The sequence below is a fragment of the Aliigemmobacter aestuarii genome (assembly GCF_004799285.1).
Lineage (GTDB): Bacteria > Pseudomonadota > Alphaproteobacteria > Rhodobacterales > Rhodobacteraceae > Aliigemmobacter > Aliigemmobacter aestuarii.
In genome coordinates this window covers 255525-282045 of sequence record NZ_SSND01000003.1, presented here as the reverse complement: position 1 = coordinate 282045, position 26521 = coordinate 255525, and the positions used below count along the sequence as shown (strand labels likewise).

General features: G+C 66.7%; 26 protein-coding genes. 14 read left to right on the top strand and 12 right to left on the bottom strand.

The window, feature by feature from the left end; genetic code table 11:
* The 3 genes from E7811_RS12585 (at position 1) to E7811_RS12580 (ending at position 2124) form a co-directional block, all read left to right on the top strand.
* Complete coding sequence (locus tag E7811_RS12585) at positions 1-1395, top strand: TRAP transporter large permease (RefSeq protein WP_136395004.1); 1395 nt, start codon at positions 1-3, stop codon at positions 1393-1395.
* 174 nt (positions 1396-1569) lie between these two features.
* On the top strand, positions 1570-1707 hold the full coding sequence (locus E7811_RS17920) for a hypothetical protein (RefSeq protein WP_168733016.1): 138 nt from the start codon (positions 1570-1572) through the stop codon (positions 1705-1707).
* 84 nt (positions 1708-1791) lie between these two features.
* The gene (locus E7811_RS12580; RefSeq protein ID WP_136395003.1) at positions 1792-2124 is read left to right on the top strand and encodes a TfoX/Sxy family protein; all 333 of its coding nucleotides are present in this window, start codon (positions 1792-1794) and stop codon (positions 2122-2124) included.
* An 89-nt stretch (positions 2125-2213) separates the two neighbouring features.
* Here E7811_RS12580 and ndk read toward each other — a convergent pair whose 3' ends face one another.
* A complete protein-coding gene (gene ndk, locus E7811_RS12575) occupies positions 2214-2636 on the bottom strand; it encodes a nucleoside-diphosphate kinase (protein ID WP_136395002.1) in 423 nt (140 codons plus the stop codon).
* A 252-nt stretch (positions 2637-2888) separates the two neighbouring features.
* On the opposite strand from ndk, the gene E7811_RS12570 reads away from it, so the two are divergent.
* From E7811_RS12570 to E7811_RS12550, 5 genes are all read left to right on the top strand, one after another.
* The gene (locus E7811_RS12570; protein ID WP_136395001.1) at positions 2889-3170 is read left to right on the top strand and encodes a hypothetical protein; all 282 of its coding nucleotides are present in this window, start codon (positions 2889-2891) and stop codon (positions 3168-3170) included.
* Between the two features lie 101 nt (positions 3171-3271).
* On the top strand, positions 3272-5131 hold the full coding sequence (locus E7811_RS12565) for an ABC-F family ATP-binding cassette domain-containing protein (protein WP_136395000.1): 1860 nt from the start codon (positions 3272-3274) through the stop codon (positions 5129-5131).
* 274 nt (positions 5132-5405) lie between these two features.
* Positions 5406-6020: a MarC family protein gene (locus E7811_RS12560; protein ID WP_136394999.1), complete on the top strand. Its 615-nt coding sequence runs from the start codon at positions 5406-5408 to the stop codon at positions 6018-6020.
* Positions 6021-6093: 73 nt separating this feature from the next.
* Positions 6094-6669 (top strand): retropepsin-like aspartic protease family protein, encoded by a 576-nt coding sequence (locus E7811_RS12555; RefSeq protein WP_136394998.1) that lies wholly within the window; start codon positions 6094-6096, stop codon positions 6667-6669.
* Positions 6670-6839: 170 nt separating this feature from the next.
* Complete coding sequence (locus tag E7811_RS12550; RefSeq protein WP_136394997.1) at positions 6840-7964, top strand: calcium-binding protein; 1125 nt, start codon at positions 6840-6842, stop codon at positions 7962-7964.
* A gap of 90 nt (positions 7965-8054) precedes the next feature.
* Here E7811_RS12550 and E7811_RS12545 read toward each other — a convergent pair whose 3' ends face one another.
* The 3 genes from E7811_RS12545 to E7811_RS12535 form a co-directional block, all read right to left on the bottom strand.
* Positions 8055-8738 carry a hypothetical protein gene (locus tag E7811_RS12545; protein ID WP_136394996.1) on the bottom strand — a complete coding sequence of 228 codons (684 nt, stop codon included), beginning with the start codon at positions 8736-8738 and terminating at the stop codon, positions 8055-8057.
* Between the two features lie 131 nt (positions 8739-8869).
* A complete protein-coding gene (locus tag E7811_RS12540; RefSeq protein ID WP_136394995.1) occupies positions 8870-9340 on the bottom strand; it encodes a DNA polymerase III subunit chi in 471 nt (156 codons plus the stop codon).
* 17 nt (positions 9341-9357) lie between these two features.
* Positions 9358-10827 carry a leucyl aminopeptidase gene (locus E7811_RS12535; protein WP_136394994.1) on the bottom strand — a complete coding sequence of 490 codons (1470 nt, stop codon included), beginning with the start codon at positions 10825-10827 and terminating at the stop codon, positions 9358-9360.
* A 187-nt stretch (positions 10828-11014) separates the two neighbouring features.
* Between E7811_RS12535 and lptF the strand changes: the two genes are divergently transcribed.
* The 6 genes from lptF to rsmA all read left to right on the top strand — a co-directional run bounded on the left by lptF (position 11015) and on the right by rsmA (position 18565).
* Positions 11015-12139 (top strand): LPS export ABC transporter permease LptF, encoded by a 1125-nt coding sequence (gene lptF, locus E7811_RS12530; protein WP_136394993.1) that lies wholly within the window; start codon positions 11015-11017, stop codon positions 12137-12139.
* Complete coding sequence (gene lptG / locus E7811_RS12525) at positions 12136-13230, top strand: LPS export ABC transporter permease LptG (RefSeq protein ID WP_136394992.1); 1095 nt, start codon at positions 12136-12138, stop codon at positions 13228-13230. Before lptF ends, lptG begins: the two co-directional genes overlap by 4 nt.
* Entirely contained in the window at positions 13230-15374 is a 2145-nt protein-coding gene (locus tag E7811_RS12520; protein ID WP_136394991.1) for an LPS-assembly protein LptD, read from the top strand. The genes lptG and E7811_RS12520 overlap by 1 nt, the downstream gene beginning before the upstream one ends.
* Positions 15375-15424: 50 nt before the next feature.
* Positions 15425-16639 carry a peptidylprolyl isomerase gene (locus E7811_RS12515; protein WP_246020419.1) on the top strand — a complete coding sequence of 405 codons (1215 nt, stop codon included), beginning with the start codon at positions 15425-15427 and terminating at the stop codon, positions 16637-16639.
* Between the two features lie 4 nt (positions 16640-16643).
* Complete coding sequence (pdxA, locus tag E7811_RS12510) at positions 16644-17627, top strand: 4-hydroxythreonine-4-phosphate dehydrogenase PdxA (RefSeq protein ID WP_136394989.1); 984 nt, start codon at positions 16644-16646, stop codon at positions 17625-17627.
* Between the two features lie 98 nt (positions 17628-17725).
* A complete protein-coding gene (gene rsmA, locus E7811_RS12505) occupies positions 17726-18565 on the top strand; it encodes a 16S rRNA (adenine(1518)-N(6)/adenine(1519)-N(6))-dimethyltransferase RsmA (RefSeq protein WP_136394988.1) in 840 nt (279 codons plus the stop codon).
* A 59-nt stretch (positions 18566-18624) separates the two neighbouring features.
* On the opposite strand, the gene E7811_RS12500 is transcribed toward rsmA, so the two are convergent.
* The 8 genes from E7811_RS12500 to E7811_RS12465 form a co-directional block, all read right to left on the bottom strand.
* On the bottom strand, positions 18625-19401 hold the full coding sequence (locus E7811_RS12500) for a DUF4167 domain-containing protein (RefSeq protein ID WP_136394987.1): 777 nt from the start codon (positions 19399-19401) through the stop codon (positions 18625-18627).
* A gap of 253 nt (positions 19402-19654) precedes the next feature.
* The gene (locus tag E7811_RS12495; protein WP_136394986.1) at positions 19655-20047 is read right to left on the bottom strand and encodes a GFA family protein; all 393 of its coding nucleotides are present in this window, start codon (positions 20045-20047) and stop codon (positions 19655-19657) included.
* Positions 20048-20114: 67 nt separating this feature from the next.
* Complete coding sequence (prmC, locus tag E7811_RS12490) at positions 20115-20945, bottom strand: peptide chain release factor N(5)-glutamine methyltransferase (RefSeq protein ID WP_136394985.1); 831 nt, start codon at positions 20943-20945, stop codon at positions 20115-20117.
* On the bottom strand, positions 20942-21997 hold the full coding sequence (gene prfA, locus E7811_RS12485; protein WP_136394984.1) for a peptide chain release factor 1: 1056 nt from the start codon (positions 21995-21997) through the stop codon (positions 20942-20944). The genes prmC and prfA overlap by 4 nt, the downstream gene beginning before the upstream one ends.
* A gap of 147 nt (positions 21998-22144) precedes the next feature.
* Complete coding sequence (locus E7811_RS12480) at positions 22145-22588, bottom strand: DUF1499 domain-containing protein (protein ID WP_136394983.1); 444 nt, start codon at positions 22586-22588, stop codon at positions 22145-22147.
* Complete coding sequence (gene speB / locus E7811_RS12475) at positions 22585-23550, bottom strand: agmatinase (protein ID WP_136394982.1); 966 nt, start codon at positions 23548-23550, stop codon at positions 22585-22587. Before speB ends, E7811_RS12480 begins: the two co-directional genes overlap by 4 nt.
* Before the next feature lie 106 nt (positions 23551-23656).
* The gene (locus E7811_RS12470; protein WP_136394981.1) at positions 23657-25063 is read right to left on the bottom strand and encodes an aminotransferase; all 1407 of its coding nucleotides are present in this window, start codon (positions 25061-25063) and stop codon (positions 23657-23659) included.
* Positions 25064-25319: 256 nt separating this feature from the next.
* The gene (locus E7811_RS12465; protein ID WP_136394980.1) at positions 25320-26486 is read right to left on the bottom strand and encodes a M20 aminoacylase family protein; all 1167 of its coding nucleotides are present in this window, start codon (positions 26484-26486) and stop codon (positions 25320-25322) included.
* Positions 26487-26521 lie beyond the last annotated feature (35 nt).

Here is a 26521-nt window from a genome sequence, read left to right as displayed (position 1 = left end):
ATGGACGTCGTTTTCCTTTTCGTGATGGTCGTGGCGTTCCTGCTGATCGGGATGCCGATCGCCATCGCGCTTGGCCTGTCGTCGATCCTGTTCCTGCTGATCTACTCCGACACCTCGCTGGCCTCGATCGCGCAAACCTTCTATCAGGCGATGGAAGGGCATTACACGCTGCTGGCGATCCCGTTCTTCATCCTCGCCTCCACCTTCATGTCGACGGGCGGCGTGGCGCGGCGGATCATCCGGTTCGCCATCGCCTGCGTGGGGCACCTGCCCGGTGGCCTTGCCATCGCCGGGGTGCTGGCCTGCATGATGTTCGCGGCCCTTTCCGGGTCGTCGCCCGCGACCGTGGTCGCGATCGGCTCCATCGTCATCGCGGCGATGCGGCAGGTGGGATACACCAAGGATTTCGCCGCCGGCGTGATCTGCAACGCGGGCACGCTTGGCATCCTGATCCCGCCCTCGATCGTGATGGTGGTCTATGCCAGCGCGACCGACGTGTCGGTGGGGCGGATGTTCCTTGCCGGCGTCTTGCCGGGATTGCTGGCGGGTCTGATGCTGATGGCCACGATCCTGGTGATCGCCATCGTCCGCAAGCTGCCCAAGGGCGATTGGGCCGGCTGGGGCGAGATCCTCGAAAGCTTTGCGGGTGCCTTCTGGGGCCTGATGCTGATCGTCATCATCATGGTGGGGATCTATGGCATCCCCGGCGTCACCGGGGCCATCTTCACGCCCACCGAGGCCGCCGCCGTCGCCTCGGTCTATGCCTTCCTGATCGCGGTCTTCGTCTATCGCGACATGGGGCCGCTTGCGGGCAAGGACGGCGCGGCGCCGATCCCGCTCTGGCGCAAGCCCGTGGCGGTGGTCACGGCCTTCTTCCACCCCGACACCAAGCAAACGCTGTTCGAGGCGGGCAAGCTGACGATCACGCTGATGTTCATCATCGCCAACGCGCTGATCCTGAAGCACGTCCTGACCGAGGAACAGGTTCCCCAGCAGATCGCCAACGCGATGCTGTCGGCGGGCTTCGGGCCGGTCATGTTCCTTATCACGGTCAACCTGATCCTGCTGATCGGCGGCCAGTTCATGGAACCGTCGGGGCTGATCGTGATCGTCGCGCCGATCGTCTTTCCGATCGCGATGGAACTGGGCATCGACCCGATCCACCTGGGCATCATCATGGTCGTCAACATGGAGATCGGCATGATCACGCCGCCGGTGGGGCTGAACCTGTTCGTGACCTCGGGCATCGCCAACATGTCGATCATGGCGGTGGTGCGGGCGGCGCTTCCGTTCCTGATGGTGCTGCTCGTGTTCCTGGTGATCGTGACCTATGTGCCCTGGCTGTCGACCTGGCTACCGACCCTGATGATGGGGCCTGAAACAATCGTGAAATGACACGTGTTCAATCGTGATGTGACAGGCCTGCGAAATGCCTTGTAAAATTGGCGGCGGCGACATAGATCGCCGCCACATTTTTGCGGTCCTTCGGTCGTGACTGCGCCACACGGTGCGATCAGGTTGGCGGGGTGCAAGGATCAAAACCAGTATCGCCAGAGGCGGAGCAGTAACATGGCCAAGGCCAACCAGACCCAGCAAGGCACCCAGCAGCAGGGTGGCGCGCAAACCCCTTCGCAACAGCAGGGCCAGTCGTCCGGCCCCTCGCAGCAGCAGGGTCAGCCCATCATCCGGGACTGGGCGTCGATCTGACACCTTTTCCCGTAACCGGGCACGCTTGATCCGGGCAGGGCAAGGCAGCTAGTCTTTGCCCCGACCAGGTTTCGTGCGGTGTCCATGTCCACGCCCATATCCTCGATCCGCAATCTCGGCCCCGCGACCGAGGCCGCGTTTGCGCGCGCCGGGATCCATTCGGCCGAAGAGGTGCGGGCCATGGGGGCCGATGCGGCCTACCTTGCCCTGATGCGCGCGGGAACGCAGCCGCATTTCATCGGCTATTACGTTCTGGTCATGGGCCTTCAGGGCCGCCCCTGGAACGATTGCCAGGGGGACGAGAAAAAGGCGCTGCGCGCCCGTTTCGACGCGTTGAAGGCCGAGGCCGCGCCCGGCCCCGCCTCGCGGCTGGACGCAGAGCTTGACGCGCTCGGCGTCATCCCGCGACGATCATAGGGAAGAGGTATCCACCTTGCCCTGGAGGCAAACGGAAAAGGCCGCCCCGACGGGGCGGCCTTTCCCTTTCGTGCCTATCAGGCAGGCTTTCAGCCAACCAGTTCAAGACCCGAGAAGAAGAACGCGATCTCGCGCGCGGCCGATTCCGGGCTGTCGGACCCGTGGACGGAGTTTTCGCCCTTCGACAGTGCGAATTCCTTGCGGATGGTGCCGTCGGCGGCCTGCGCCGGGTCGGTCGCACCCATCACTTCGCGGTTCTTCGCGATGGCGCTTTCACCTTCCAGAACCTGCACGACGACCGGTTCGGACGCCATGAACGCGCAGAGTTCGCCATAGAAGGGGCGTTCCTTGTGCTCGGCATAGAACTGGCCGGCCTGGGCGGGCGACAGGTGGATGCGCTTCGAGGCGACGACGCGCAGGCCGGCCTCTTCGAACTTGGCAACGATCTTGCCGGTCAGGTTGCGCTTGGTGGCATCGGGCTTGATGATGGACAGGGTGCGTTCGGTCGCCATTGTCTTGGCCTTTCGGTTGTCTGTTCGGGTCTGTGGGTGCCTGGCTGCGGGGGAAAACCCGCGGCCCGGAATATGCGCGCCTGCTAACATGGGCATGACAGGATGAAAAGCCCCGGCAACGTGGCCGCACATTACCCGAAGGCCGGTGAACATCCGCCCCCGCCCCCGCCGTCTCCTCCCCGCGACAATCCGCACCATATCCATTTTCTGACTGTTTTAGTATGCCTTTCTCATCAACCAATGGAGACCCCGATGATCCGCCCCACTGCTGCCCTTGCCCTGATCGCCTCGCTGGCTGCGCCGGCCTACGCCGATCCCACCCCCCTGCCCCTGTCCTATGAGATGTTCGAGGCATCGGTGCCCCATGTGGACATGGCGCTTTGCCCGGCCGATCTGGCGCAGGAGCGCACCTTCTGCCGGATGTCCGTCCATGCCGAACAGATCAACGTCTTTGCCTTCTCCGAAGAGGGCGACCAGCCGATGGTGGGCTTCCGGTCGTGGAGCGTGGACCTTATGGCGGGCCTTCTCGACTGACCCGCAGGCCATTCCGGGCGGGCCATTCCGGGCGGGCCATTCCGGGCGGGCCATTCCGGGCGGATTGACAAGCACGGGCCTCTGCGTCACCCATCGCGCCCATGCTGCGCATATCCGACATCACCTATTCGGTCGAAGGGCGCCCCCTGTTCGAGGGGGCATCCGCCACCATTCCCACCGGCCACAAGGTTGGGCTTGTGGGCCGCAACGGCACCGGCAAAACCACGCTCTTTCGCCTGATCCGGGGCGAACTCGCGCTGGAAGGGGGCGAGATCAGCCTGCCCGCACGTGCCCGCGTGGGCGGCGTGGCGCAAGAGGTTCCATCCTCCGCGACATCGCTTCTGGATACGGTACTGGCCGCCGACACCGAACGCGCGGCCCTTCTGGCCGAGGCCGACACCGCCACCGATCCGCACCGGATCGCCGAAATCCAGGCCCGGCTGACCGACATCGACGCCTGGTCGGCCGAAGGCCGCGCCAGTGCGATCCTCAAGGGCCTCGGCTTCGACAGTGCGGCGCAGGCGCGGCCCTGTTCGGATTTCTCGGGCGGCTGGCAGATGCGGGTCGCGCTGGCCGGCGTGCTGTTCGCGCAACCCGACTACCTGCTTCTGGACGAACCCACGAACTATCTCGACCTGGAAGGCGCGCTGTGGCTGGAAAGCTACCTGGCGCGCTACCCGCATACCGTCATCATCATCAGCCACGACCGGGGCCTTCTGAACCGCGCCGTGCAGGGCATCCTGCATCTGGACGCGCGCAAGCTGACCTACTGGCAAGGCGGATATGACCAGTTCGCCCGCCAGATGGCCGAACGGCGCGCGGTGCAGGCCGCCGAGGCGAAAAAGCAGGAGGCGCGGCGCGCGCATCTGCAATCCTTCGTGGACCGGTTCAAGGCCAAGGCCTCGAAGGCCGTGCAGGCGCAATCCCGCGTCAAGATGCTGGAAAGGATGACGCCGATCACCGCGCCAGAAGAGGCGCGGAAGATGGTCTTTACCTTCCCCGCGCCCGAGGAACTGTCGCCCCCGATCATCAACCTGGAAGGCGTGAGCGTCGGTTACGGCGGCCCGCCGGTGCTGCGCGGCCTGAACCTCAGGATCGACCAGGACGACCGCATCGCGCTTCTGGGCCGCAACGGCGAGGGCAAATCGACCCTGTCCAAGCTTCTGGCAGGCAAGCTGGACGGCACGGGGCGGATCACCCGCCATTCGAAGCTGCGCATCGGCTATTTCGCGCAGCATCAGGTCGACGAGCTTCATATCGACGAAACGCCCCTCCAGCATGTCCAGCGCCTGCGCCCCGAGGAACACCAGTCGAAACTGCGCGCGCGGCTTGCGGGTTTCGGCCTGACCGCCGATCAGGCCGATACCGCCGTCGCGCGGCTGTCGGGCGGGCAGAAGGCGCGCCTCAGCCTGCTTCTGGCCACGATCGACGCGCCCCACCTCCTGATCCTCGACGAACCGACGAACCACCTCGACATCGAAAGCCGCGAGGCGCTGGTCGAGGCGCTGACAGAATATGCCGGCGCGGTGATCCTTGTCAGCCACGACATGCATCTTCTGGGGCTTGTGGCCGACCGGCTCTGGCTGGTGAAGGGCGGCGCGGTCACGCCCTACACGCGCGACCTTGAGGCCTATCGCGACGAACTGCTGGCGGGCGACGATGCGGGCAAGGCCTCGCTGAAACCCGCCGCAAAGGGCGCCGACACGCCCCGCCGCGCCAGCCGGGACGAGATTCTCGCCCTGCGCGCCGATGTTCGCAAATGCGAGGACCGCCTGGCCCGACTGGCCGAGATGCGCACGAAACTGTCGGAAAAACTCGCCGATCCCGGGCTTTACGAAGACGCCCGCATCGGCGAGCTGGAAGGCTGGAACCGCAAGTTCGCCGAACTCGAAGAAGCCGAACACCGGGCCGAGGCGCTGTGGATGGACGCGCAGGAAAGGCTGGAGGCAGCGGGCGGCTGACCGGATTCCGCCACCCGCCCCCAAACCGCCCCTGTCGTCCGGCGGCTCAAGGAGGGCCAGACCCAAAGAACCAGGGGGCGGGGATCTGGCACTTGGCGCAGTGCAACCGCCACCGGCTTCAACCTGATCCAAATACCCATTCCCCCTTCCCGACCCGCGCGCCGCCCGACCCTCTTCCCGCGGCCCCGCCGCCGCGTGGGGGCTCGATGCCCCCCAAGGCGGTCCCTGCCGTTTCCGCTTGCCGCGCCGTGGCTGGCCCCCTATTCCTCGGGGGATGGACAGCGCCTTTCTGATCACCGCTTTCGCCACGCTCTTCGTGGTGATCGACCCGCCGGGGCTGGTGCCGTTGTTCATCGCGCTGACGCAAGGGATGGACGCGGCCCACCGGCGCAAGCTCGCGCTTCGGGCGACGCTGATCGCGGGGGGCATCCTCACGCTTTTCGGTCTGGCGGGGGAATCCATCCTGGGTTTCGTCGGCATCTCCATGCCCGCCTTCCGCATCGCCGGCGGCATCCTTCTGTTCCTGACCGCCCTCGACATGCTGTTCGAACGCCGCACCCAAAGGCGCGAGGGCCAGCAGCCCGACCCGCATCACGACCCGTCGGTCTTTCCGCTGGCGACACCGCTGATCGCCGGGCCGGGGGCCATCGCCACGATGATCCTGCTGATGGGGGAATCGGGCGGCGACTGGCAGGGCATGGCGGCGGTTCTGGGGCTTCTCTTCGCGATGCTGGGGGTCACCTACCTGTTCTTCCTCGCCGCGCCGCCGCTGGAACGCGCCTTGGGGCGCACCGGGACGCTGGTCATCACCCGGCTTCTGGGGATGCTGCTGGCCGCGCTGTCGGTGCAGTTCGTGATCGACGGCGTGCGCGGCACCGGCTTGATCTGAACCGCCCCCGGCCCCCATATCCGGATGGCGGGGGATGGTTTTCCCCGAACCAAGCCCAACCCAAGGACGCCCAATGGACGAATTCGACATCGGCCGCCTGGCCTATCTTCTGATCCTGCTGGTCGCGGTGGGGGGCTGGGTCATGGTGGAATACCGGGGCCGGATCGGCTTTGCCCTGCGGTCGGCCATGGCCTGGGGGCTGATCTTCCTTGGTGTCCTGGCGGGCTATGGCCTGTGGTCCGACATCAGCCGGACGGTCATGCCGATGCAGCAGGTTCGGCAGGACGGCTCGATCGAGGTGCCGCGCGGGTCCGACGGGCATTATCACCTGACGCTGACGATCGACGGGACCGAGATCCCCTTCCTCGTCGACACGGGGGCGACGAACGTGGTGCTGTCGCAGGCGGATGCGCGGCGGCTGGGGATCGACCCGGAAACCCTGCCCTACATGGGGCTTGCCGAAACCGCGAACGGCACCGTGCGCACCGCCGCCGTCACCCTGAGCGACGTCGCCCTGCCCCCGTTCCATGATCCGAGCCTGCGCGCCTATGTCACCGACGGACAGATGGATGGATCGCTTCTGGGGATGGATTATCTGGGCCGATTCCGGATCGAGATCGCGGGCGACCGGATGATCCTGACGCGCTGAAGACGCGCACCCCCATCCCGAAATTGGCAGCGGCGAAATACAACCTGAGCCTGTAATTCCCGCCCCGGCCTTTAATTTCATGGACCTTTTTGTTAACGTGACTTCCATTGTCACCTTTTCCGGCTGCCAGTTGGGAACGGGTGGCCCCGGTCCGGCAGGGAGATTTGGCCATGGGTTTTGACATTAGCGGCACCGTCCGCGTGCAGGTTTCCGGCGGTTATGCCACAGTCGAGATTGATCGCGTCGACTATGACGACAACAATCCCTATTACGACACGACCTCGGGCACGGTTCGTTTCACACTCTGGGCCACGACATCGCCATACAGCGGCGGCACGATCACCGGCTACCGGGTGTTGGACTATACCCCGACCAACGGCACGCTTAACGAAAACAGCTATTACTACAACATCCGCTTCGGCGGCGAGGTCGATATCCCGGACGGGCGCTATTATCTGACGGTGACGGTGGCCGAGTACCAATACGGCACCTTCTACACGCAGGATTATTCTTCGTTTGCCGAACTGTTCACCGTGGGTGCGGGGGGCGGCGGAACCGGTGGGGGTGGCGGCACCGGCGGCGGTGGCAGCACCCCGGGCGCGCCGATCTATGGCACGAGCGCCAGCGAAGAGATCGACGGCACCTATGCCTCGGAACGGATCGTCGGCCGGGGCGGCGCCGATACGCTGTGGGGCATGGACGGCAACGACACGCTGTTGGGCAATTTTGGCAATGACAGGCTCCTGGGCGGCTATGGGAGCGATGTGTTGCTGGGCGGACGCGGCGCCGATCTTTTGTCGGGCTTTTACGGCAATGACGTGCTGCGCGGTAATGGCGGCAGGGACAACCTTGGCGGCAACGCGGGCAATGACCGGCTGTTCGGCGGCAACGGGCGCGACTATCTGTTCGGCGATGTGGGCGTTTCCTCGGGCGGGCGCGATGTGCTGGTAGGCGGACGGGGCGCGGATTTTCTGCAAGGGGATGGCGGGGCGGACAGATTTGTCTTCAACTCGGTCCGCGACGCGCCGGTGCAGACCCGCAACACCGAAACCATCAACGATTTCGACCGCCTGGAGGGCGACCTGATCGTCCTGGCCCGGATCGACGCCAATGTGTTGCGCGGCGGAAATCAGGATTTCAACTACATCGGCGGGAACGGGTTCACCGGACGGGCCGGGCAGTTGCGCTTTGACAACGAAAAGCTGATGGGCGACGTGAACGGCGACCGTCGCCCCGATTTCGTGATCGTGGTCGAGGATGTCACGCGCCTCTACGCGTCAGACATCATCCTCTAGGCGGCCCGGAGGCGCCTTGGCGTCTCTTGCCCATCGTCGAATAAGGGTATGTCCCTGGAAAGGATCGACAAAAACGATCCTTTCATTCCCTTATTTCGAAATCTCTGTGTCGAACATGGATTTTTGAAGGGTCCGAATAAGACCATCCGGCAGTTCCAGCTTCAACTCGTGCTCAAGTGACCTGAGCCAGGGCAGTGCCGCGCGTATCTGCCCAGAGGTCACGGGGTCCGCCGTGATCTGCCGGGTCTGCCGGATCATGCGATACCCTTCGCCATAGCTTGCAGCAAGGTTCGCGGCGTCCACATGAAACACGCTGTCAGGGTCGTTCACATCCGCAAATCCCACCCAAAGCGCCAGACGTATCTCAAGCGGTTCGCCGTCGGCCAGCGCGGCATTGCGCTGAAATCGCTCCCGCTTTGTCAGCCCTTTTTCGCCGGGATCCGGCGCTGCATAAGCTGTCCCTGCATAGAGCCCGAAAAGATATCGGCGCGGGCCCAGTGCCTCGCCCAGATCGACGAGCAGCGCCTCGCCCGTAAGGGTCCATTCGCTTTCCGTGCCCGTGGCGAACAGCCCGTTGGGATAGTATTTGACCCGCGTTCCTTGAACCACGGTCGATGTGACCGGCCCCTGCGGCGTCAACACCTCTGCCACGATACGCCGGTTCCATGCGTAGGTTTCGCTTCGAAACGGCAGGGCATAATAGGCCAGAAACACAAGCATCAGCACAATCAACCATGCAAGCAGCGCCCATGTGGCACGAACCAGGCTATTCATCTTACCTCTTACGGTTCGGGCGTGCCGCCCTTGGCGGGCAAATCACCATGCAACTGTGGATGAAACGCCGCAAAAAATTCAACCAGAACGTTTGTGCGGTCATTACCTAAAAGGTGGCCCACCCCCCCGCGTCAGCCCGCCTCGGCGGCCTTTTCGGCCTTCTTTTCCCAACGCCCGCCCTCTTCGGACCAGTATTGTGCGGCCACGCCCCAGCCGGTGACCTCGCGCCACTGGGCGCGGGCGGCCTCCAACGCAGCCGCATCGGTCCCGTCGAACAGGATCCAGACCCGTTCCATCGCGCGCGCCTCCTCCGCCGTGCAGCGCGCGCCATCGGCCAGCATCAGCGCCCGCGCCCCGTTCACCGGCGCGCCGAGGCCCAGAAGGATCGGCTGGTCGGCATCCTGCGGCCCGCCTTCCAGCCCGTGGGGCAGGAAATCCTCGTCCCGCCCCAGCCAGAGCTTTTCGTCCAGCCATTCCAGCCGCCCGCGGTCCGTCCCCCGCACCATCACCCGCCACCCCTGCGCCAGCGCGCGCGGCAGCAGCATCGCCGCCGTCTCGGCCGCGCCCGACCGGGTCAGGTGATAGAACAGGACCGTGCCCAAGGATCAGCCCCCGCCGGTCAGCCTTCGTACCGGTCGCGGATCAGCCGGTTCAGCGCCATGACACCCCAGCCCGTCGCCCCCTTGGGTGCAAGGGCGGTGTCGGATTTCAGAAGCGCCGTGCCCGCGATGTCCAGGTGGCACCAGGGCACGTCGGGCTTGACGAACCGCTGCAGGAATTGCGCCGCGGTGATCGCGCCGCCATCGCGCCCGCCCACGTTCATCATGTCGGCGATGCGCGACTTCAGCTTGGCGTCATAGGCATCGCCCATCGGCATCCGCCAGGCGCCCTCGCCCTCGGCCTTCGCGGCCTTCAGGAAATCGTCGCAGAAGGCGTCATTGTTGGAAAAGACGCCGGTATTCTCGTGCCCGAGCGCGATGATGATGGCCCCGGTCAGCGTCGCAAGGTTGATCATGCCGCGCGGCCTGAACCGTTCCTGCGCGTACCACAGCACATCGGCCAGGACGAGCCGCCCCTCGGCATCGGTGTTGATCACCTCGATCGTGTCGCCCTTCATGGATTTCACCACATCGCCGGGGCGCTGCGCGCGTCCGTCGGGCATGTTTTCCACAAGGCCGACCAGCCCCACGACATTGGCCCTGGCCTTGCGCAGGGCCAGCGTACGCATCACACCCGCGACAACGCCCGCGCCACCCATGTCCATCGTCATCTCTTCCATGCCCGCCGCCGGCTTGATCGAGATGCCGCCGGTGTCGAACACCACGCCCTTGCCGACAATCGCCAGCGGCGCCTCGCCCTTCTTGCCGCCTTTCCACTGCATCACGACGACCTTCGAGGGGCTTTCCGACCCCTGCCCCACACCCAGAAGCGCCCCCATGCCGAGTTTGGTCAGCTCTTCCTCTTCCAGGATCTCGACCTCGAGCCCCAGTTCGTGCATCGCGGCCAGCCGCGCGGCAAAATCGTAGGTAGTCAGAACATTGGCCGGTTCGTTCACCAGATCGCGGGTGAAAAAGACCCCTTCGGCAAGCGCCGCCATCGGCTTGGCCTCGGCCGCGACGGATTCGGGTTTCGCCACCATCATGGTAACGGGCCCCGCCGGTTTCTGTTCGCCCGTCTTGTGCGGCGTGAATTCATAGGACCGCAGCGCCAGACCGAAGGAAATCTCGGCCGCGCGCGGGTGGTTCTCGGCCAGCACCAGCGTTGCCGCCTTCGACAGCGCGCGCCCGATCGCGCCCCCGGCCTTCCGCGCGACCAGCGCATCGGACTTGCGGTCCAGCCGGACGACCTGCACCGCCTCGGCGGCAAGGCCCGCAGGCCAGGCCAGATCGACCGCATCCGCGGGCTTCATCGCGGCAAAGGCGGGCGAGGCCGCAAAACGCGCCAGCGCCCCTTTCATCAGCCGGTCGAGCCGCCGGGCCGCAGGCCCCATCGCGCCGCCCTCGCCCAGCAGGACGACGATGCGGCCCTCGGCCTTCGCCAGCCCCTCAAGATCGGTTTCGCTGAAACGGATCGCCACCGGATGCGTCATCTGCCTCTCCACGTCTGTGTTGCGGTCATTGCGTTGCGGCCATTGCCACAGGCCCCGCCCGAGGGGCCGGGGATTCCACAAGGGACGGTAGCGGCTGCCCGCCGCCTTTACCAGATATGAGTTTTCCCCGCCTCCGAATTGGTCTAGTTTGCCGCAAGTTCTGCTGCGCTTTCGGGGGAAGGGTTCCGTGTCGAGATTCGACAGATATCTGCTGTCGCAACTTCTCGCGCTGTTCGGGTTCTTTTCCCTCGTCCTGGTGGCCGTCTATTGGGTGAACCGGGCGGTCGGCCTGTTCGATCAGCTGATCGGCGACGGGCAGTCGGCACTGGTTTTCCTTGAATTCTCGCTGCTGACCCTACCCAACGTGATCCGCCTGGTGCTGCCGATCGCGGCCTTTGCGGCGGCCGTCTACATCACCAACCGCCTGATGCAGGAAAGCGAGCTTGTGGTGATGCAGGCCACCGGTTTCTCCTCTTTCCGGCTGGCGCGGCCGGTGCTTTACTTCGGGCTGGTTGTGGCGCTGATGGCGGCCATCCTCGCGCATGTCCTGGTGCCTGCAAGCCGGTCCACACTGGCGCTGCGCAGCGCCGAGATATCGCAGAACGTCACGGCGCGGTTCCTGAACGACGGGCAGTTCATGCACCCGGCGAAGGGTGTCACGCTCTATATCCGCGAGATCACGCCGAACGGCGAATTGCGCGACGTGTTCCTGTCGGACGAACGCAACGACGCGCGCCGGTCGGTCTACACGGCGACGCGCGCCCTTCTGGTGCGGGGCGAGGCGGGGCCGAAGCTGATCATGATCGACGGGATGATGCAGGGCTTGACCGCCCAAGGCAGCCTGTCGCTGACACGGTTTGCCGATTTCACCTATGATATCGGCGCGATGATCGGCTTCCGTGACGTGCCGGGCCGGACGCTGGACGAGATGTCGACGCCCGAACTGCTGTCGGCCGCACCCGCCCTGATCGAGGAAACCGGCGAGACCCGCGCCGCCTTCCTTTACGAAGGCCACGGCCGCATCGCCCAACCGTTCCTGGCGACGGCGGCGGCGATGATCGGCTTTTCGGCGCTGATGCTGGGCACCTTCAGCCGCTTCGGCCTGTGGCGGCAACTGGGGATCGCGGTGATCCTGCTGATCGTGGTGCAGACGATCAACACGACCGCTGCCTCGGTCGGGTTGCGCGACGACAGAGCCTGGCCCCTGGCCTATGCGGCACCGATTGCGGGGCTGGCCATCTCGGTGATCCTGCTTGCCTGGTCGCAGCGTCCGCGCCGGGTGGCGCGCCCGGTCGAAGCGGGGGCCGCATGACGCTGAGCCTTTATATCGCGCGGCGCTTCCTGCGCACTTTCGGCACCGTGTTCATGGTGTTCTTCGGCATCCTGTTTCTGATCGACATCATCGAACAGCTTCGCCGCTTTTCCGACAAGGGCATCGGCATGGGGCAGGCCGCGCATCTTGCCGCGCTGAGCGTCCCCGAAAGCCTGTACCGCATCCTGCCGCTGATCATGATCCTTTCGGCGATCGCGCTGTTTCTTGGCCTTGCGCGCAGTTCCGAACTGGTCGTGGTGCGGGCGGCAGGCCGGTCGGGTCTGCGCTTTCTGGTGACCCCTGTGATCGTCGCACTGGCGCTCGGCTCCCTGGCGGTGGCGGTCCTGAACCCGCTCGTCGCGGCCACCAGCAAGGAATATGACGCGCTTTGGGCACGGCTTGCGCAGGGCCGCGACAGCGCCCTGTCGATCAGCGATGCCGGGCTCTGGCTGCGGCAGGGCAGCCCCGAGGGGCAGACCGTGATCCACTCGCGCCGCGCCAGCGGGGACGGGACCGAACTTTTCGGCGCGACCTTCCTCACCTTCGACGGCGCAGGCGTTCCGCAGCGGCGGATCGAGGCGGCAAGCGCCCGACTGGATCAGGGTTACTGGGAACTGGACGATGCCAAGATCTGGGACCTGACCGCCGCCAATCCCGAAACCGCCGCCCGGTCCGAGGCTGCGGCGGTCATCCCCTCGGACCTGACGCGGGACGCGATCCGCGACAGTTTCGGCACGCCAAGCGCGATCCCGGTCTGGGACCTGCCCGACTATATCGCGGGTCTGGAACGCGCGGGCTTTTCGGCCCGCAGCCATCAGGTCTGGTTGCAGATGGAACTGGCCCAGCCGTTGCTGCTGGCGGCGATGGTGCTGGTCGCGGCAGGGTTCACCATGCGGCATGCGCGATTTGGCAGGACCGGCACGATGGTCCTGTTCGCCCTGCTTGGCGGCTTTTCCATCTTTTTCCTGAGGAATTTCGCGCAAGTCCTGGGCGAGAACGGGCAGATCCCAATCCTGATGGCGGCGTGGGTGCCGCCGCTTGCCGCCGCGATGCTGGCCACGGGCCTACTGCTGCATCTGGAGGACGGGTGATGCGGCGCGTGTTCATCCCGCTGATCGCCGCGCTGGCGCTGACCTTCGCGCTGGCCATGACCGCCCGCGCGCAGGATGTGGCCACGCTGGTGGCCGACCGCGTCTCGGTCACTGGGAACAGCCTGTTGACCGCGGAAGGCGGGGTCGAGGTTCTTTATCAAGGCCGCCGGCTGAAGGCACAGGCCATCATCTATGACCGCACCACCGACCGGCTCCGGATCACCGGCCCGATCCTGCTGAGCGACGGTGCGGGCAGTTTCGTTCTGGCCGATCAGGCGGATCTGGCCGCCGACCTGACCGAAGGCATCCTGACCTCGGCGCGGTTGGTGCTGAACGAAAGGCTGCAGATCGCGGCGGCCGAGATGTTCCGCGTCTCGGGGCGCTATACGCAACTGTCGAACACCGTCGCCTCGTCCTGCCAGGTCTGCGCGGAAAACCCGGTGCCCCTGTGGGAGATCCGCGCCGACCGTGTGATCCACGACCAGGAGGAACGGCAGCTTTATTTCGACCATGCGCAGCTGCGGGTCGCGGGGCTTCCGGTGTTCTACATCCCCCGCCTCAGGATGCCCGATCCGACGCTGAACCGGGCGACGGGGTTCCTGATGCCGCGCCTGCGGACGACCTCGGGCCTGGGGACGGGGTTCAAGATCCCCTATTTCTGGGCGATCGACGACCAGCGTGACCTGCTGATCACCCCTTACCTGACAACCAAGAACGGTCGCACGGTCGAACTGCGCTATCGCCAGGCCTTCCGCAGCGGCTCGGTGGAACTGTCGGGCAGCGTCTCGCGCGATGACCTGCGCCCCGGCGAGACGCGCGGCTATGCGTTGGCCACCGGCCTGTTCGAGATGCCGCGCGACTATATCCTGACCTTCCGGGCCGAGGCGGTATCGGATCCGGCCTACATGCTGGATTACGGGATTTCCCAGAAGGACCGCCTGGACAGCCGGATCGAGATCGCCCGGACCCGGCGGAACGAACATATCTCGGCCCGCGTGATCCAGTTCCGGTCGATCCGGGCGGGCGAATCCAACGCCACCCTGCCCTCGCTCGTCGGGGATTTCACCTTTCACCGCCGCTTTTCGGGCGGGCCGCTCGGGGGGGAAGGCGGGCTGCGCTTCCAGCTTCACAGCCACGCCCGCACATCCGCCGACCCGCTGGACCGCGACGCCGACGGGATCGCGGACGGCCGCGACACCTCGCGCGCCTCGATCCGGCTTGACTGGCGGCGGAACTGGATCCTGCCCGGCGGGATCATCGGATCGGTCATGGGCGAAGGCACCGCCGATTTCTACGACATCCGGCAGGACGCGGCCTTTGCCGGGTCGATCGACCGGCTGGACGGGGCGATGGCGGTGGAACTGCGCTGGCCCTGGGTGGCCGCCGACGCACGCGGAGTGTCGCATGTGATCGAACCGATCGCACAGCTTGTCTATGCCTCGCAATCGGCCCCTGCGATCCCCAACGAGGACAGCACGCTTGTCGAGTTCGACGAAGGCAACCTGCTGTCCCTGAACCGCTTTTCCGGGAATGACGCGCGCGAACGGGGCGGCCGGCTCAACCTTGGCCTCGGCTGGACGCGCCTTGCCCCGGCGGGCTGGTCGATGGGGGTGCATCTGGCCCGGTCGTTCCGGACCGACAATCCGGGGCAGTTCGGCCCCGCCTCGGGCCTTGACGGGAAACGGTCCGACTGGCTGGCCTCGATGCATGTCGATATGGCCGATGGCCTGCGGATGACCAACCGTCTGGTCTTTGACGACGGGCTGGACATGACGAAGGCGGAATTGCGGATGGACATGATCCGCGACCGCTATGGCCTGTCGTCCTCCTACCTGTGGAGGCTGGCCGACCCGCTGGAAAACCGTCCCACCGGCACCTCGGAATTGACGGTGGACGGAAGCTGGCGCTTCACCGACAACTGGTCGGGGCGCGTCGCCGGGCGGTATGACTTCATCGCCGATCGCGCCACCAGCGCCGGGCTGGGGCTCGAGTTCAAGAACGAATGCCTGAAGGTCGATCTTTCCCTCTCGCGTCGCTTCACATCCTCGACTAGTGTGAAACCGACCACGGATTTCGGCCTCGGGATCGACCTGCTGGGGATCGGGGGCGGGGTGCCGGGAACGGCCCGCGCCTGCCGCCGATGACCGGAGCGACCGCCTTGCAAAGGCCGAAGCCGAAGGAATTGATGACGAGAATGCCTGTGACCAGACGCCTTCTGACCGCCCTGACCGCCGCACTGCTTCTGTCGGCAGCCCCCGTTGCCACGACGGCGCAGGACAATCCCTTTGCCCCCCGGATCATCGTCAATGACCGCGCGGTCACCAATTACGAACTGGAACAACGCATCCTGTTCATGCAGTTGCTGCGCGCGCCGGGCAATATCGAGGAAGAGGCGCTGAAGGCGCTGATCGACGACCGGCTCAGGATGCAGACGGCGAAGGGCTTCGGCATCACCGCATCGCCCGAACAGATCGAGGCCGGGATGGAAGAATTCGCCGGCCGCGCGAACCTGACCGGCGAACAGTTCATCCAGGCGATCGGCCAGGCGGGTGTCGCCCCCCAGACCTTCCGCGATTTCGTCGAGGCGGGGCTGGTCTGGCGCGAGGTGGTGCGCGGCAAGTTCGGCCCGCAGGCCAACATCACCGATGCCGAGATCGACCGCGCCATCGCGCAGGCCGCGCGCAAGCCCGAGGTGCGGGTGTTGCTGTCCGAAATCATCATTCCCGCCCCGCAGGGCGGCGAAGCGAACGCCATGGCGCTGGCCCAGCAGATCCAGAACAGCGTGACGACCGAAGGCGGATTTGCCGCGGCGGCACGGTCCTATTCCGCCTCGGCCTCGGCCCGGCGGGGCGGGATCATCGACTGGGTTCCGCTGACCAACCTGCCGCCCGCCATCGCCCCCTTCGTGCTGGCGCTTGGCCCCGGCGAGGTGTCGGACCCGGTGCAGATCCCCGGCGGCGTGGCGCTGTTCCAGCTGCGCGCGATCGAGGAAGGTGATGCGCCCGAGGCGACCTCTGTTTCGGTCGAATATGCCCAGCTTTACCTGCCCGCGGATAGCACGACCGATGCCCGCGTGGCCGAGATCACCGCGCAGGTGGACACCTGCAACGATCTTTACGGCGTGGCGAAAGGCGTGCCCGAAGACCAGCTGACGCGCGAAACCCTGCCGATGTCGCAGGTTCCGGCGGATGTGGGCATCGCGCTGGCCTCGCTCGATCCCGGCGAAAGCACCACATTCGCGCGCGGGGCGAACCGGGTGTTCCTGATGCTGTGCAACCGGCTGCCGGAGACCGAGGAACCTCTGTCGCGCGATGCGGTGCGCGAACAGCTTGTGAACCAGCGGCTTGCCTCCTTCGCCGATGGCTATCTGGAAGACCTGCGCGCCAACGCGCTGATCCGCGAGCCCTGAGCCGATGCCCGCCGGCCGTCCTGCCCCCGTCGCCCTGACCTGCGGCGACCCGTCGGGCATCGGCCCGGAAATCGCCGTGACAGCCCGCGCGGCACTTGGCGCGGATCTGTCCTTCGTCTGGATCGGCGATCCGCGCCACCTGCCCGAGGGCGCCCCCTGGGCCGAGGTCGCTACACCCGACGGGGCGCATGACGTGCCCGCCGGCGTCCTGCCCGTGCTGCGGCACGACTTTCCCGCCCCGGCCTGCCCCGGCGCGCCCGACCCCGCCAATGCGGCCGGGATCGTGGCGGTGATCGCGCGCGCGGTCGATCTGGTCCAGTCGGGCGCGGCCGGCGCGGTCTGCACCGCACCGATCAACAAGCTGGGCCTGAAAAAGGGCGCGGGCTTCGCCTTTCCGGGCCATACCGAATTTCTGGCGCATCTGGCCGGGGTGCGGCGCGTCGTGATGATGCTGGCCTGCCCGGAATTGCGGGTGGTCCCCGCGACGATCCACATCCCGCTGGCCGAGGTGCCGCAGGCGCTGACGCCCGACCTTCTGGAGGACACGCTGCGCATCACCCATGCCGCGCTGATCCGGGATTTCGGGATCGCCGCGCCTCGCATCGCCGTGACCGGGCTGAACCCCCACGCAGGCGAGGGCGGCGCCATGGGCCATGAGGAAGCCGCGCTGATCGCGCCGGTGCTGGACAGGCTGCGCGCAGAAGGCATGAACCTGCGCGGCCCCCTGCCCGCCGATACGATGTTTCACGCGGGCGCGCGGGCGACCTATGACGCGGCGGTGGCGATGTATCACGACCAGGCGCTGATCCCGATCAAGACCATCGACTTTTCCGGCGGCGTGAACCTGACGTTGGGCCTGCCCTTCATCCGCACCTCGCCCGACCACGGAACGGCCTATGACATCGCCGGGCGCGGGCTGGCGGATGCCTCAAGCCTGATCGCGGCTCTGGACATGGCGCATCGGATGGCGGCGGCGCGGGGCGACTGACGCGGGGACAGGTGGGGGGACAGGTGGGGGTTTCACCCCCCGCACCCCCGTGGGATATTTGAACCAGAATGAAAGCGGCAGAGGCAGGACCCCGACGCATGGCAACGATAGACGGTCTTCCCCCCCTGCGCGAGGTGATCCGCGCGCATGATCTGGTCGCGAAGAAGCAGCTTGGCCAGAACTTCCTTCTGGACCTGAACCTGACAGCCAAGATCGCGCGGATGGCGGGCGACCTGACCGGGGCGGATGTGCTCGAGGTCGGGCCCGGTCCCGGCGGGTTGACGCGGGGATTGTTGGCCGAGGGCGCGCGCCGGGTGCTGGCGGTCGAGAAGGACGCGCGCTGCCTGGCCGCGCTGGCCGAGATCCAGGCCGCCTATCCCGGCCGTCTGGAGGTGCTGAACGCCGACGCGCTGGAGATCGACGCCGCAGCGCATCTGACGCCGCCGATCAAGGTGGTGGCGAACCTGCCCTACAATGTCGGAACCGAGCTTCTGGTGCGCTGGCTGACGCCCCGGACATGGCCGCCCTTCTGGGACAGTCTCACGCTGATGTTCCAGAAGGAGGTCGCAGAACGGATCGTCGCGCGCCCCGGCGGCAAGGCCTATGGCCGTCTCGCGATCCTTGCCCAGTGGCGGACGGACGCGCGGATCGTGATGACGCTGCCGCCCGAGGCCTTCACGCCGCCGCCCAAGATCCATTCGGCGGTGGTACATCTGGCCCGGCTTGCCGAACCCAGATACCCGGCGGATGCGGCGATCCTGAGCCGGATCACGGCGATGGCCTTCAACCAGAGGCGCAAGATGCTGCGCGCCAGCCTCAAGGCGCTGGCGCCGGACATCGAGGAGCGGCTCATCGCGGCCGGCATCCAGCCCACGCAGCGCGCCGAGGAGGTGCCGCTGGAGGGGTTCTGCGCACTGGCGCGCATGATGGAAAAATGAAACGGGGCCCGGTGGGCCCCGTCCGTGGATCGAACTTCGTAGCGGTCAAAGCGTAAGGGTCATTCCGCGGCTTCGCGGCTTCCGCCATCGCCCGAGCTGTCGCCACCGTCGCCGCCACCGCCTTCCTTGTCGGCACGCGGACGGCGCGGGCCGCGCGGACGGCGATCCTTCTGACCCTCGCCCTTCTGGCCTTCGTCCTTCCGGCCCTCGCCCTTCTCGCTGTCGTCCTTCCGCCCCTGATCGCGCGGCGTGCGATCGCGGCGCGACGCGGCATCTGCAGGGGCATCGCCGGTGGCATCGGCCTGTGCCGGCTCGTCGCCGGCGGGTCCGTCGACGACCGGGCGGCGCGGTGCCGGGCGGCGGTCACGGCGGTCGTGGCGTGCCTCGGGCGTCTCGACAAGGCCCGCGTCTTCGTCGACCGCGTCGATCACCACGGGATCGGCCAGATAGGGCTGTTCGCCCTCACCCCGGTCATGCCCGCGATCGGCGCCGCGATCATCCTCGCGACGGTCGTCGCGCCGGTCGCGGTGGCCGTTGCCGTGACTGTTCTGCTGGTGCTGCTGCTGGCGGGCCTCCTGTTCGGCGGCCATCTCGCGTTGCGCCTCACCCAGCATCCGGGTGTAGTGTTCGGCATGCTGCAGGAAGTTTTCGGCCGCGACACGGTCGTTGGACAGTTGCGCATCGCGGGCCAGAACAAGGTATTTCTCGATGATCTGCTGCGGCGTGCCGCGCACCTTGCCCTCGGGTCCCGAGCTGTCAAAGACGCGGTTGATGATGTTGCCCATCGTGCGCGGGCGGTTCGCTTTCGAACGCGAGCGGGACTTGGAGGATCTCATCTTGTCCTATTGTCCAGTTGTGACTGGTCTTGCCCGACGCCCCGTCACCTTATGTGACCTTTCCCGAAAGGGGGTTGTCGTGCGGTTTTCGGCTTGGCAGTGAAGGTGCGCTGGCGCGTCCCCTTCACGGTCCCGCTAAAGCACGCATGGCCGGGCCTGACAAGCGGTTTCTTGAAAAATCCGCGCTGATCCGGCGATTTTCCCTGCGCTGTGGCGGATTGACGCCGGTTCTTCCGGCGACCAAAATCCCCGCTCAGGGTTCATGCCGGGCCGTCGACGGCCTGTCGCGATCATGCCGGACCGCCACCGGAAAGGCCGGAAGCCAGGCCTCGCGCCGGATGGTCCAGAGTTCGTAGGTGGGGCGGAACCGGTCCGGCTCATCCAGCGCGCCGAGGTTCACCTCGATCTCGTCGCCACTGCGGGAAAAGACCGGCGACCCGCAGACCGGGCAGAAGTGGCTGCCAGCGAAGTCGCGCGTCCCGCCCTCGACCGTGACCGCCTCTGCGGGAAAGATGGCCGAGGCGTGGAACAGGGCGCCGTGATGCTTGCGGCAATCCAGGCAGTGGCAGATCCCGACCCGAAAGGGCTGCCCCGTGGCGACAAGGCGGACCCTGCCGCACAGACACCCGCCGGTGACATTTTCCATCGCACCCTCCATCGACCGGGGCCGCACGTCCGCTCAGGCCGCACGTCAGTTCAGGCGGCGCATCCGGTCAGGCGGCGCGGCTTGTCACGATCCGGTCGCGCCCGTCCATGTCCCGGCCGATCCGCACATCCCGCAATCCCGCCTCGCCAAACAGCGCCGAGACCGCCGCGCCCTGCGCAGGCCCGATTTCCACGATGATCCGCCCGCCCGGCGCCAGATGCAAGGGCGCACCGCGCGCGATCGCGCGATAGGCGTCCAGCCCGTCCCCACCCGGCGTCAGGGCCATCTGCGGCTCCCAGTCGCGGACCTCGGGCGCAAGCGCGGGCATTTCGTCGACCGCGATGTAGGGAGGGTTCGACACGATCAGATCGAAGCGGCCTGAAACCGGCGCGAACCAGTCGCCCTGCAGAAGCACCGCCCGCGCCTCAAGCCCGAGGGTCGTGCGGTTCGCCCCGGCCACGGCAAGGGCCGCGGGCGACAGATCGACGCCAAGGCCCGTGGCCTGCGGGCGTTCGGAAAGCAGCGTCAGCAGGATGCAGCCCGACCCCGTACCAAGGTCGAGAACGCGGGAAAAGGGTTCCGACAGGGCCTCGGAAATCAGGGTTTCGGTTTCAGGGCGCGGGTCGAGGACATCGGGGGTAACGCGGAAGGCGCGCCCCCAAAACAGCCGCATCCCGAGGATCTGGCTGACCGGCTGGCGACGTTCGCGGGCGGCAAGGAAGGCGTCGAGCCGCGACAAGGCCTCGGGCGCCACATCCTCGGCCATGGCCAGGATCAGCCGGTCGGGCGCGATCCCCATCGCGCCGGCCAGAAGCAGCCGGGCATCGCGGGCGGCTCCCTCGATCCCGGCGGCGGACAGCCGTGCGGCAGCGGCGCGAAGCGCCTCGTCCGCCCTCACCCTTCAATCTCCGCAAGGCGCGTGGCCTGGTCATGGGCGATCAGCGCATCGGTGACCTCGGCCAGATCGCCCGCCATGATCTGCGGCAGGGCATAAAGCGTAAGGTTGATCCGGTGATCCGTCATCCGGCCCTGCGGGAAATTGTAGGTGCGGATGCGTTCGGACCGGTCCCCCGACCCCACCTGCGACTTGCGGTCCGCGGCGCGTTCACTGGCGGCGCGTTCGCGTTCCATCTCGAACAGGCGGGCGCGCAGCACCTGCATGGCGATGGCCCGGTTCTGGTGCTGCGATTTCTCGGAGCTTGTCACCACGATCCCGGTGGGCAGATGGGTGATCCTGACCGCCGAGTCGGTCGTGTTCACATGCTGGCCGCCCGCGCCCGATGACCGCATCGTATCGATCCGGATATCGGTGGCGGGGATGTCGATATCGACCTCTTCGGCCTCGGGCAGGACGGCCACGGTCGCCGCCGAGGTGTGGATGCGCCCGCCCGCTTCGGTTTCGGGCACGCGCTGCACCCGATGGACGCCGGATTCGTATTTCAGACGGGCAAAGACGCCCTCGCCCGCGATGTGAGCGACCGCCTCCTTCACCCCGCCAAGATCGCTTTCCTGCAGTTCCAGAAGGTCAAACCGCCACCCCATGCGTTCTGCGAACCGCTGGTACATCTTCAAGAGATCCCCGGCGAAAAGCGCCGCCTCTTCGCCACCGGTGCCGGGGCGGATTTCGAGGATCGCGGGGCGGGCGTCGGCCGCGTCCTTCGGCAGAAGCGCAATGCGCAGGGCCTGTTCCATCTCGGGGATGCGCGCCTTGAGGCGCGGGATCTCTTCCTCGGCCAAGGCCCGCATGTCGGGATCGTCCAGCATGGCTTCGGCCTCGGCCAGATCGTCGAGCGCCCGGCGATAGGCGGCGACTTCCTCGGCCACGGGCTTCAGATCGGAATATTCGCGGCTGATCCGGGCGATCTCGGCCGGAGCCGCGCCGGATTGCAGCTTCGCCTCGAGATACTCGAAACGCTGGGTGATCTGGGCGAGTTTGTCGAGCGGGACCATGCGCGCGGTTTGGCGCGGAACGGCGGGCCGGTCAAGGGGCGGTCGAGGGGCGATTGAGGGGCGATTGAGGGGCGGCAGTGTCATGTGAAAAAAGGCCGGGGGCTTGCCGCCCCCGGACCCCCGCGGGTATTTCCGTCAGGTTGAAGATCAGCGCAGACGCCCGAGCCAGTCGGCAAGCCGTGCGGCATTCACCCCGAGGTCGGACCGGCCGAAGCGCAGGCGGGCGTGGAGGTAAAGGCCGTCTTCGCGAACTTCGGCGGTGATGTAATCGGGAAAGCCCCAGATCAGGCTGCGGCTTTCCCAGGTGATGCGGCCCGCGTCCGGACTGCCGGCAAGGCGGCGGGTGCGCGGGTCGGAGAGTGCCTCCCTGTCGAGACGCGCCAGAAGCTCGGCGGGCGCGCCGCGGTCGGGGGAGAGGCGCAAAAGCGCGCCCCCGGTCAGCGGGATGACCCGATCCCAGGGCGCCCCTTCGCCCCAGAGCCCCGGATCGACGGCGACATGCCAGCGCGCCGGATCGGCGGGGGCAAGCCGCACCCATCCGGCGAAGGCCAGGACCGGAAGGATCAGAAGAAGCGCAAGAAGACCCTTCACCGCCGCGTCCGCGCCCAGTGATAGAGGCAGATCAGCTCATGCGCGACATGGGCCCCGGCGATGGCGGTGGCGCCGGTGGTGTCATAGGCGGGCGAGACCTCGACGATGTCGCCCCCGACCATGTTGATCCCGGCAAGGTCGCGCAGGGCGGCCGCGGCCTGCCAGCTGTGCAGGCCGCCCCAGACCGGCGTGCCGGTGCCCGGCGCGCAGGACGGGTCAAGGCAGTCGATGTCGAAGGTCACATACGTGGGCCGGTCGCGCACGATCGCCTTCGCGCGCGCGACCGCGTGGGCCACGCCCTTTTCATGGACCGTGCGCGCGTCGATGTATTCGACCCCGAGGTAATCGTCGCAATGGGTACGGATGCCGATCTGGACACTGGCCGAGGGATCGATCACCCCGGTCTTCACCGCCTTGTAGAAGAAGGTGCCGTGGTCGATCCGGTCCATGTCGTCATCGGCCCACAGATCGGAATGGGCGTCGAAGTGGATCACCGCCATCGGCCCGTATTTCTCGGCATAGGCGCGCAAGATCGGCAGGGTGATGAAATGGTCGCCCCCGAGCGTCACCGTGCCCGCCCCGGCGGACAGGATGGTGCGGATGTGACCGGTGAGCAGGCCCGGAAAGCTGGGCGTATGGGCATAGTCGAAGGCGAGGTCGCCGTAATCGACAATGTTCATCTCTTCCAGCGGGTTGCTGGGCCAGCCATAGGGCGGATCGAAGGGCTGAAGCGCGGATGCCTCGCGGATCGCGCGCGGCCCGAAGCGCGTGCCGGTGCGGTGCGTCACCGCCTGGTCGAAGGGGACGCCGGTGATGGCAAGCTCGACCCCGGTCAGGTCCTTGGTATAGGTCCGCCGCAGGAACGAGGTCGCCCCCGCGAAGGCATTTTCGAAGGCAAGCCCCTTGAGCCCCTTGCGGGTGAAGGCGGTGTCGATGTCTTTTCTGGCGTCTTCCAGTGCCATGATTTCATTCCTCGGATGGATTCGCGCCGTCGTTGGGGTTCAGCCGGAGACGCCGCCTATCCGGGACGGGGCAGAGGCGTAACGCCCCGGCCCCGAATGTCAACCGTCACGACAGGCGGATGCCCGCGCGGGTCAGGTCGTCGGCGACCTGGCGGATCGCGCGTTCCAGAGTGTCGCCGACGAATTCCACGTCCCCGGCCGTCAGCGTGAGCGGTGGTGACATCACGTTCAGATGGCCCATCGGGCGCACCATGAGCCCCATCGCCTCGGCCGCGTCGGCGATCCGGGTGCCCACGTCCAGATCCTCGGGCAGAAGCGCGCGGGTCTCCTTGTCGGCCACGTTCTCGACGCAGATCATCAGCTTGCGGCCGCGCACCTGGCCCACCATCGGCAGGGCTTCCAGCCGCTTCATCCGCGCCTCGAACAGGGCGCCCACGCGGGCGGCATTGCCGAGGATGTCCTCGCGCTCCATGATCTCGATGTTCTTCAGGCCAGCGGCACAGGCGACGGGATGGCCGCTATAGGTGAAGCCGGAGGTGAACCAGCGTCCCCCGTCGGCCGCCATCGCCTCCCAGATCCGGTCAGAGAAGATGAGCGCGCCCAGGGGGATGTAGCCCGAGGTCAGGCCCTTGGCGCAGGTGATGATGTCGGGGACGATGCCGAATTCGGATTCCGAGGCGAACCAGTGGCCGATCCGGCCGAAGGCGGTGACGACCTCATCGGCCACGAACAGGATGTCATGCCTGTCGCAGACCTCGCGCATCCGCCGCAGATAGCCTTCGGGCGGCACGATCACCCCGCCCGAGGCCTGAATCGGCTCGGCGAAGAAGCCGCCCACGCGGTCCGGCCCGATCTCGGCGATCTTTGCCTCGAATTCGGCCACCAGCCAGTCGCAGAAGGCAGCCTCGTCCATCCCCTCGGGCGCGCGGTAGGGGTTCGGTGCCGAGATGTGGTGGATGCCGTCCAGCTTGTAGCGGAACTGTTCCACCCGGTCGCCGGGTCGCTTGCCGACCGACTGGCTGATGTAGGTGGAGCCGTGATAGCTCATGTTCCGGGCGATGATCTGGGTCTTTTCGGGACGGCCCATGCAGTGCTGGCAATACTGCACCATCCGGTAGGCGGTATCGACGGCGGTCGATCCGCCGGTGGTGAAATGCACCCGGTTCAGGTCACCAGGGGCAAGTTCGGCCAGTTTCGCCGCCAGCATGGCGGAGGGTTCGTTCGTCGTGTCGACGAAGGTGTTGGAAAAGGCCAGGCGTTCCACCTGCGCCGCGATCGCGTCGGCCATCTCCTTGCGGCCCTGACCGATGTTGGTGCACCACATGCCACCAATCGCGTCGAAATACCGCCGCCCCTCCGCGTCCCACAGGTGACAGCCCTCGCCTCGCGCAATGACCAGCGCGCCCTTTTCCTCGAACGGGCCGAAGTTGGCCCATGGGTGCAGGACATGGTCATGATCCATCTGCCAGATGTCGGCGGGCGACGGGGTGTTGCGGGGGAAAACGGCGGTCATGCAGTGCTCCGGTAAGATTGCTCCTGCCAAGCAGTCTAGCATTTTGATCAAAATCCGGCCAGCCCTTGCGGCACACCATACGATGTGGCGGGGCAAGATATGGTGTCCAAAGGTTGATCGGGGGGCCAAATGCTGCCCCCGCAGCACCGCCCCACCGATTCGCCCCTTCATTCTGGTTCAAATATCCCGGGGGTGAGCGGCCCCGCGGGGCCGCGAGGGGGCAGCGCCCCCTGCCCGGCGTCCACGGATGCGGCGGTCAGCCCGCCAGGGGCTGCGCGCGTTCCACAAGCCGCGCGAAGAACGACGCGCCGACCGGCGCGGCCTCGTCGTTGAAGTCATAGGCCGGATGGTGCAAGCCCGCCCCCGGCCCGGTCCCCATGAACAGATAGGCGCCGGGACGCGCCTCCAGCATGTAGCTGAAATCCTCCGACCCCATCTCGCGCGGGGACCGGGCATCGACGGCGGCCTCGCCCACCACCTCGGCCGCGACACGCGCGGCGAAATCCGCCTTCTCGGGCGTGTTGATCGTCGCGGGATAGCCCCAGTCATAGTCGATCTCGGCCCGCACGCCGAAGGCCGCGGCGGTGCCTTCGACGATTTCGTGGAACCGGCGGCGCAGCATCTCGCGCACCTCGGGCCTGAAGCAGCGGATCGTGGCGCAGAACATGCCATCCTCGGGGATGATGTTCGAGGCTGTGCCGGTATGGATCATCGTGACCGAAACAACCGCCTCGTCCAGCGCATAAAGATTGCGGCTCAGGATGGTCTGCACCCCCTGCACCATGGCCACGATCGCCACCACCGGATCGACGCATTCATGCGGATTGGCGCCGTGGCCACCCTTGCCCGTCACCTTCACCGTGGCGGTGTCGACCGAGGCCATCAGCGCCCCGTCGGTGGTCTGGAACTGGCCGAAGGGGACGTTGGGCGCATTGTGGATGCCATAGACCTCGGCGATGCCGAAGCGGTCCATCACGCCTTCCTGCACCATCACCTGCCCGCCGCCGCCGTCTTCCTCGGCCGGCTGGAACAGAAGCGCGACACGCCCCGAAAAGCGGCGCGTCTCGGCCAGATACTTCGCCGCGCCCAGAAGCATCGTGACATGCCCGTCATGGCCGCAAGCATGCATCTTGCCCGGCACGGTCGAGGCATGGTCAGCCCCCGTCGCCTCGGTGATCGGCAGGGCGTCCATGTCGGCGCGCAGGCCGATCGTGGGGCCATCCCCCTGCCCGTTGATGATCGCGACAATCCCGGTCTTCGCGATGCCTTCGTGGATTTCGTCCACCCCGATCTCACGCAGGCGCGCGGCGATGAAGGCCGCGGTCTCGTGGCAATCGAAGGCCAGTTCCGGATGCATGTGCAGATGCCGCCGCCAGGTCTTCATCTCTTCGGCGTAATCGGCGATGCGGTTCAGGACGGGCATGGTGGACTCCTCGGGGGCTTCGGCGTTAAGCCGAC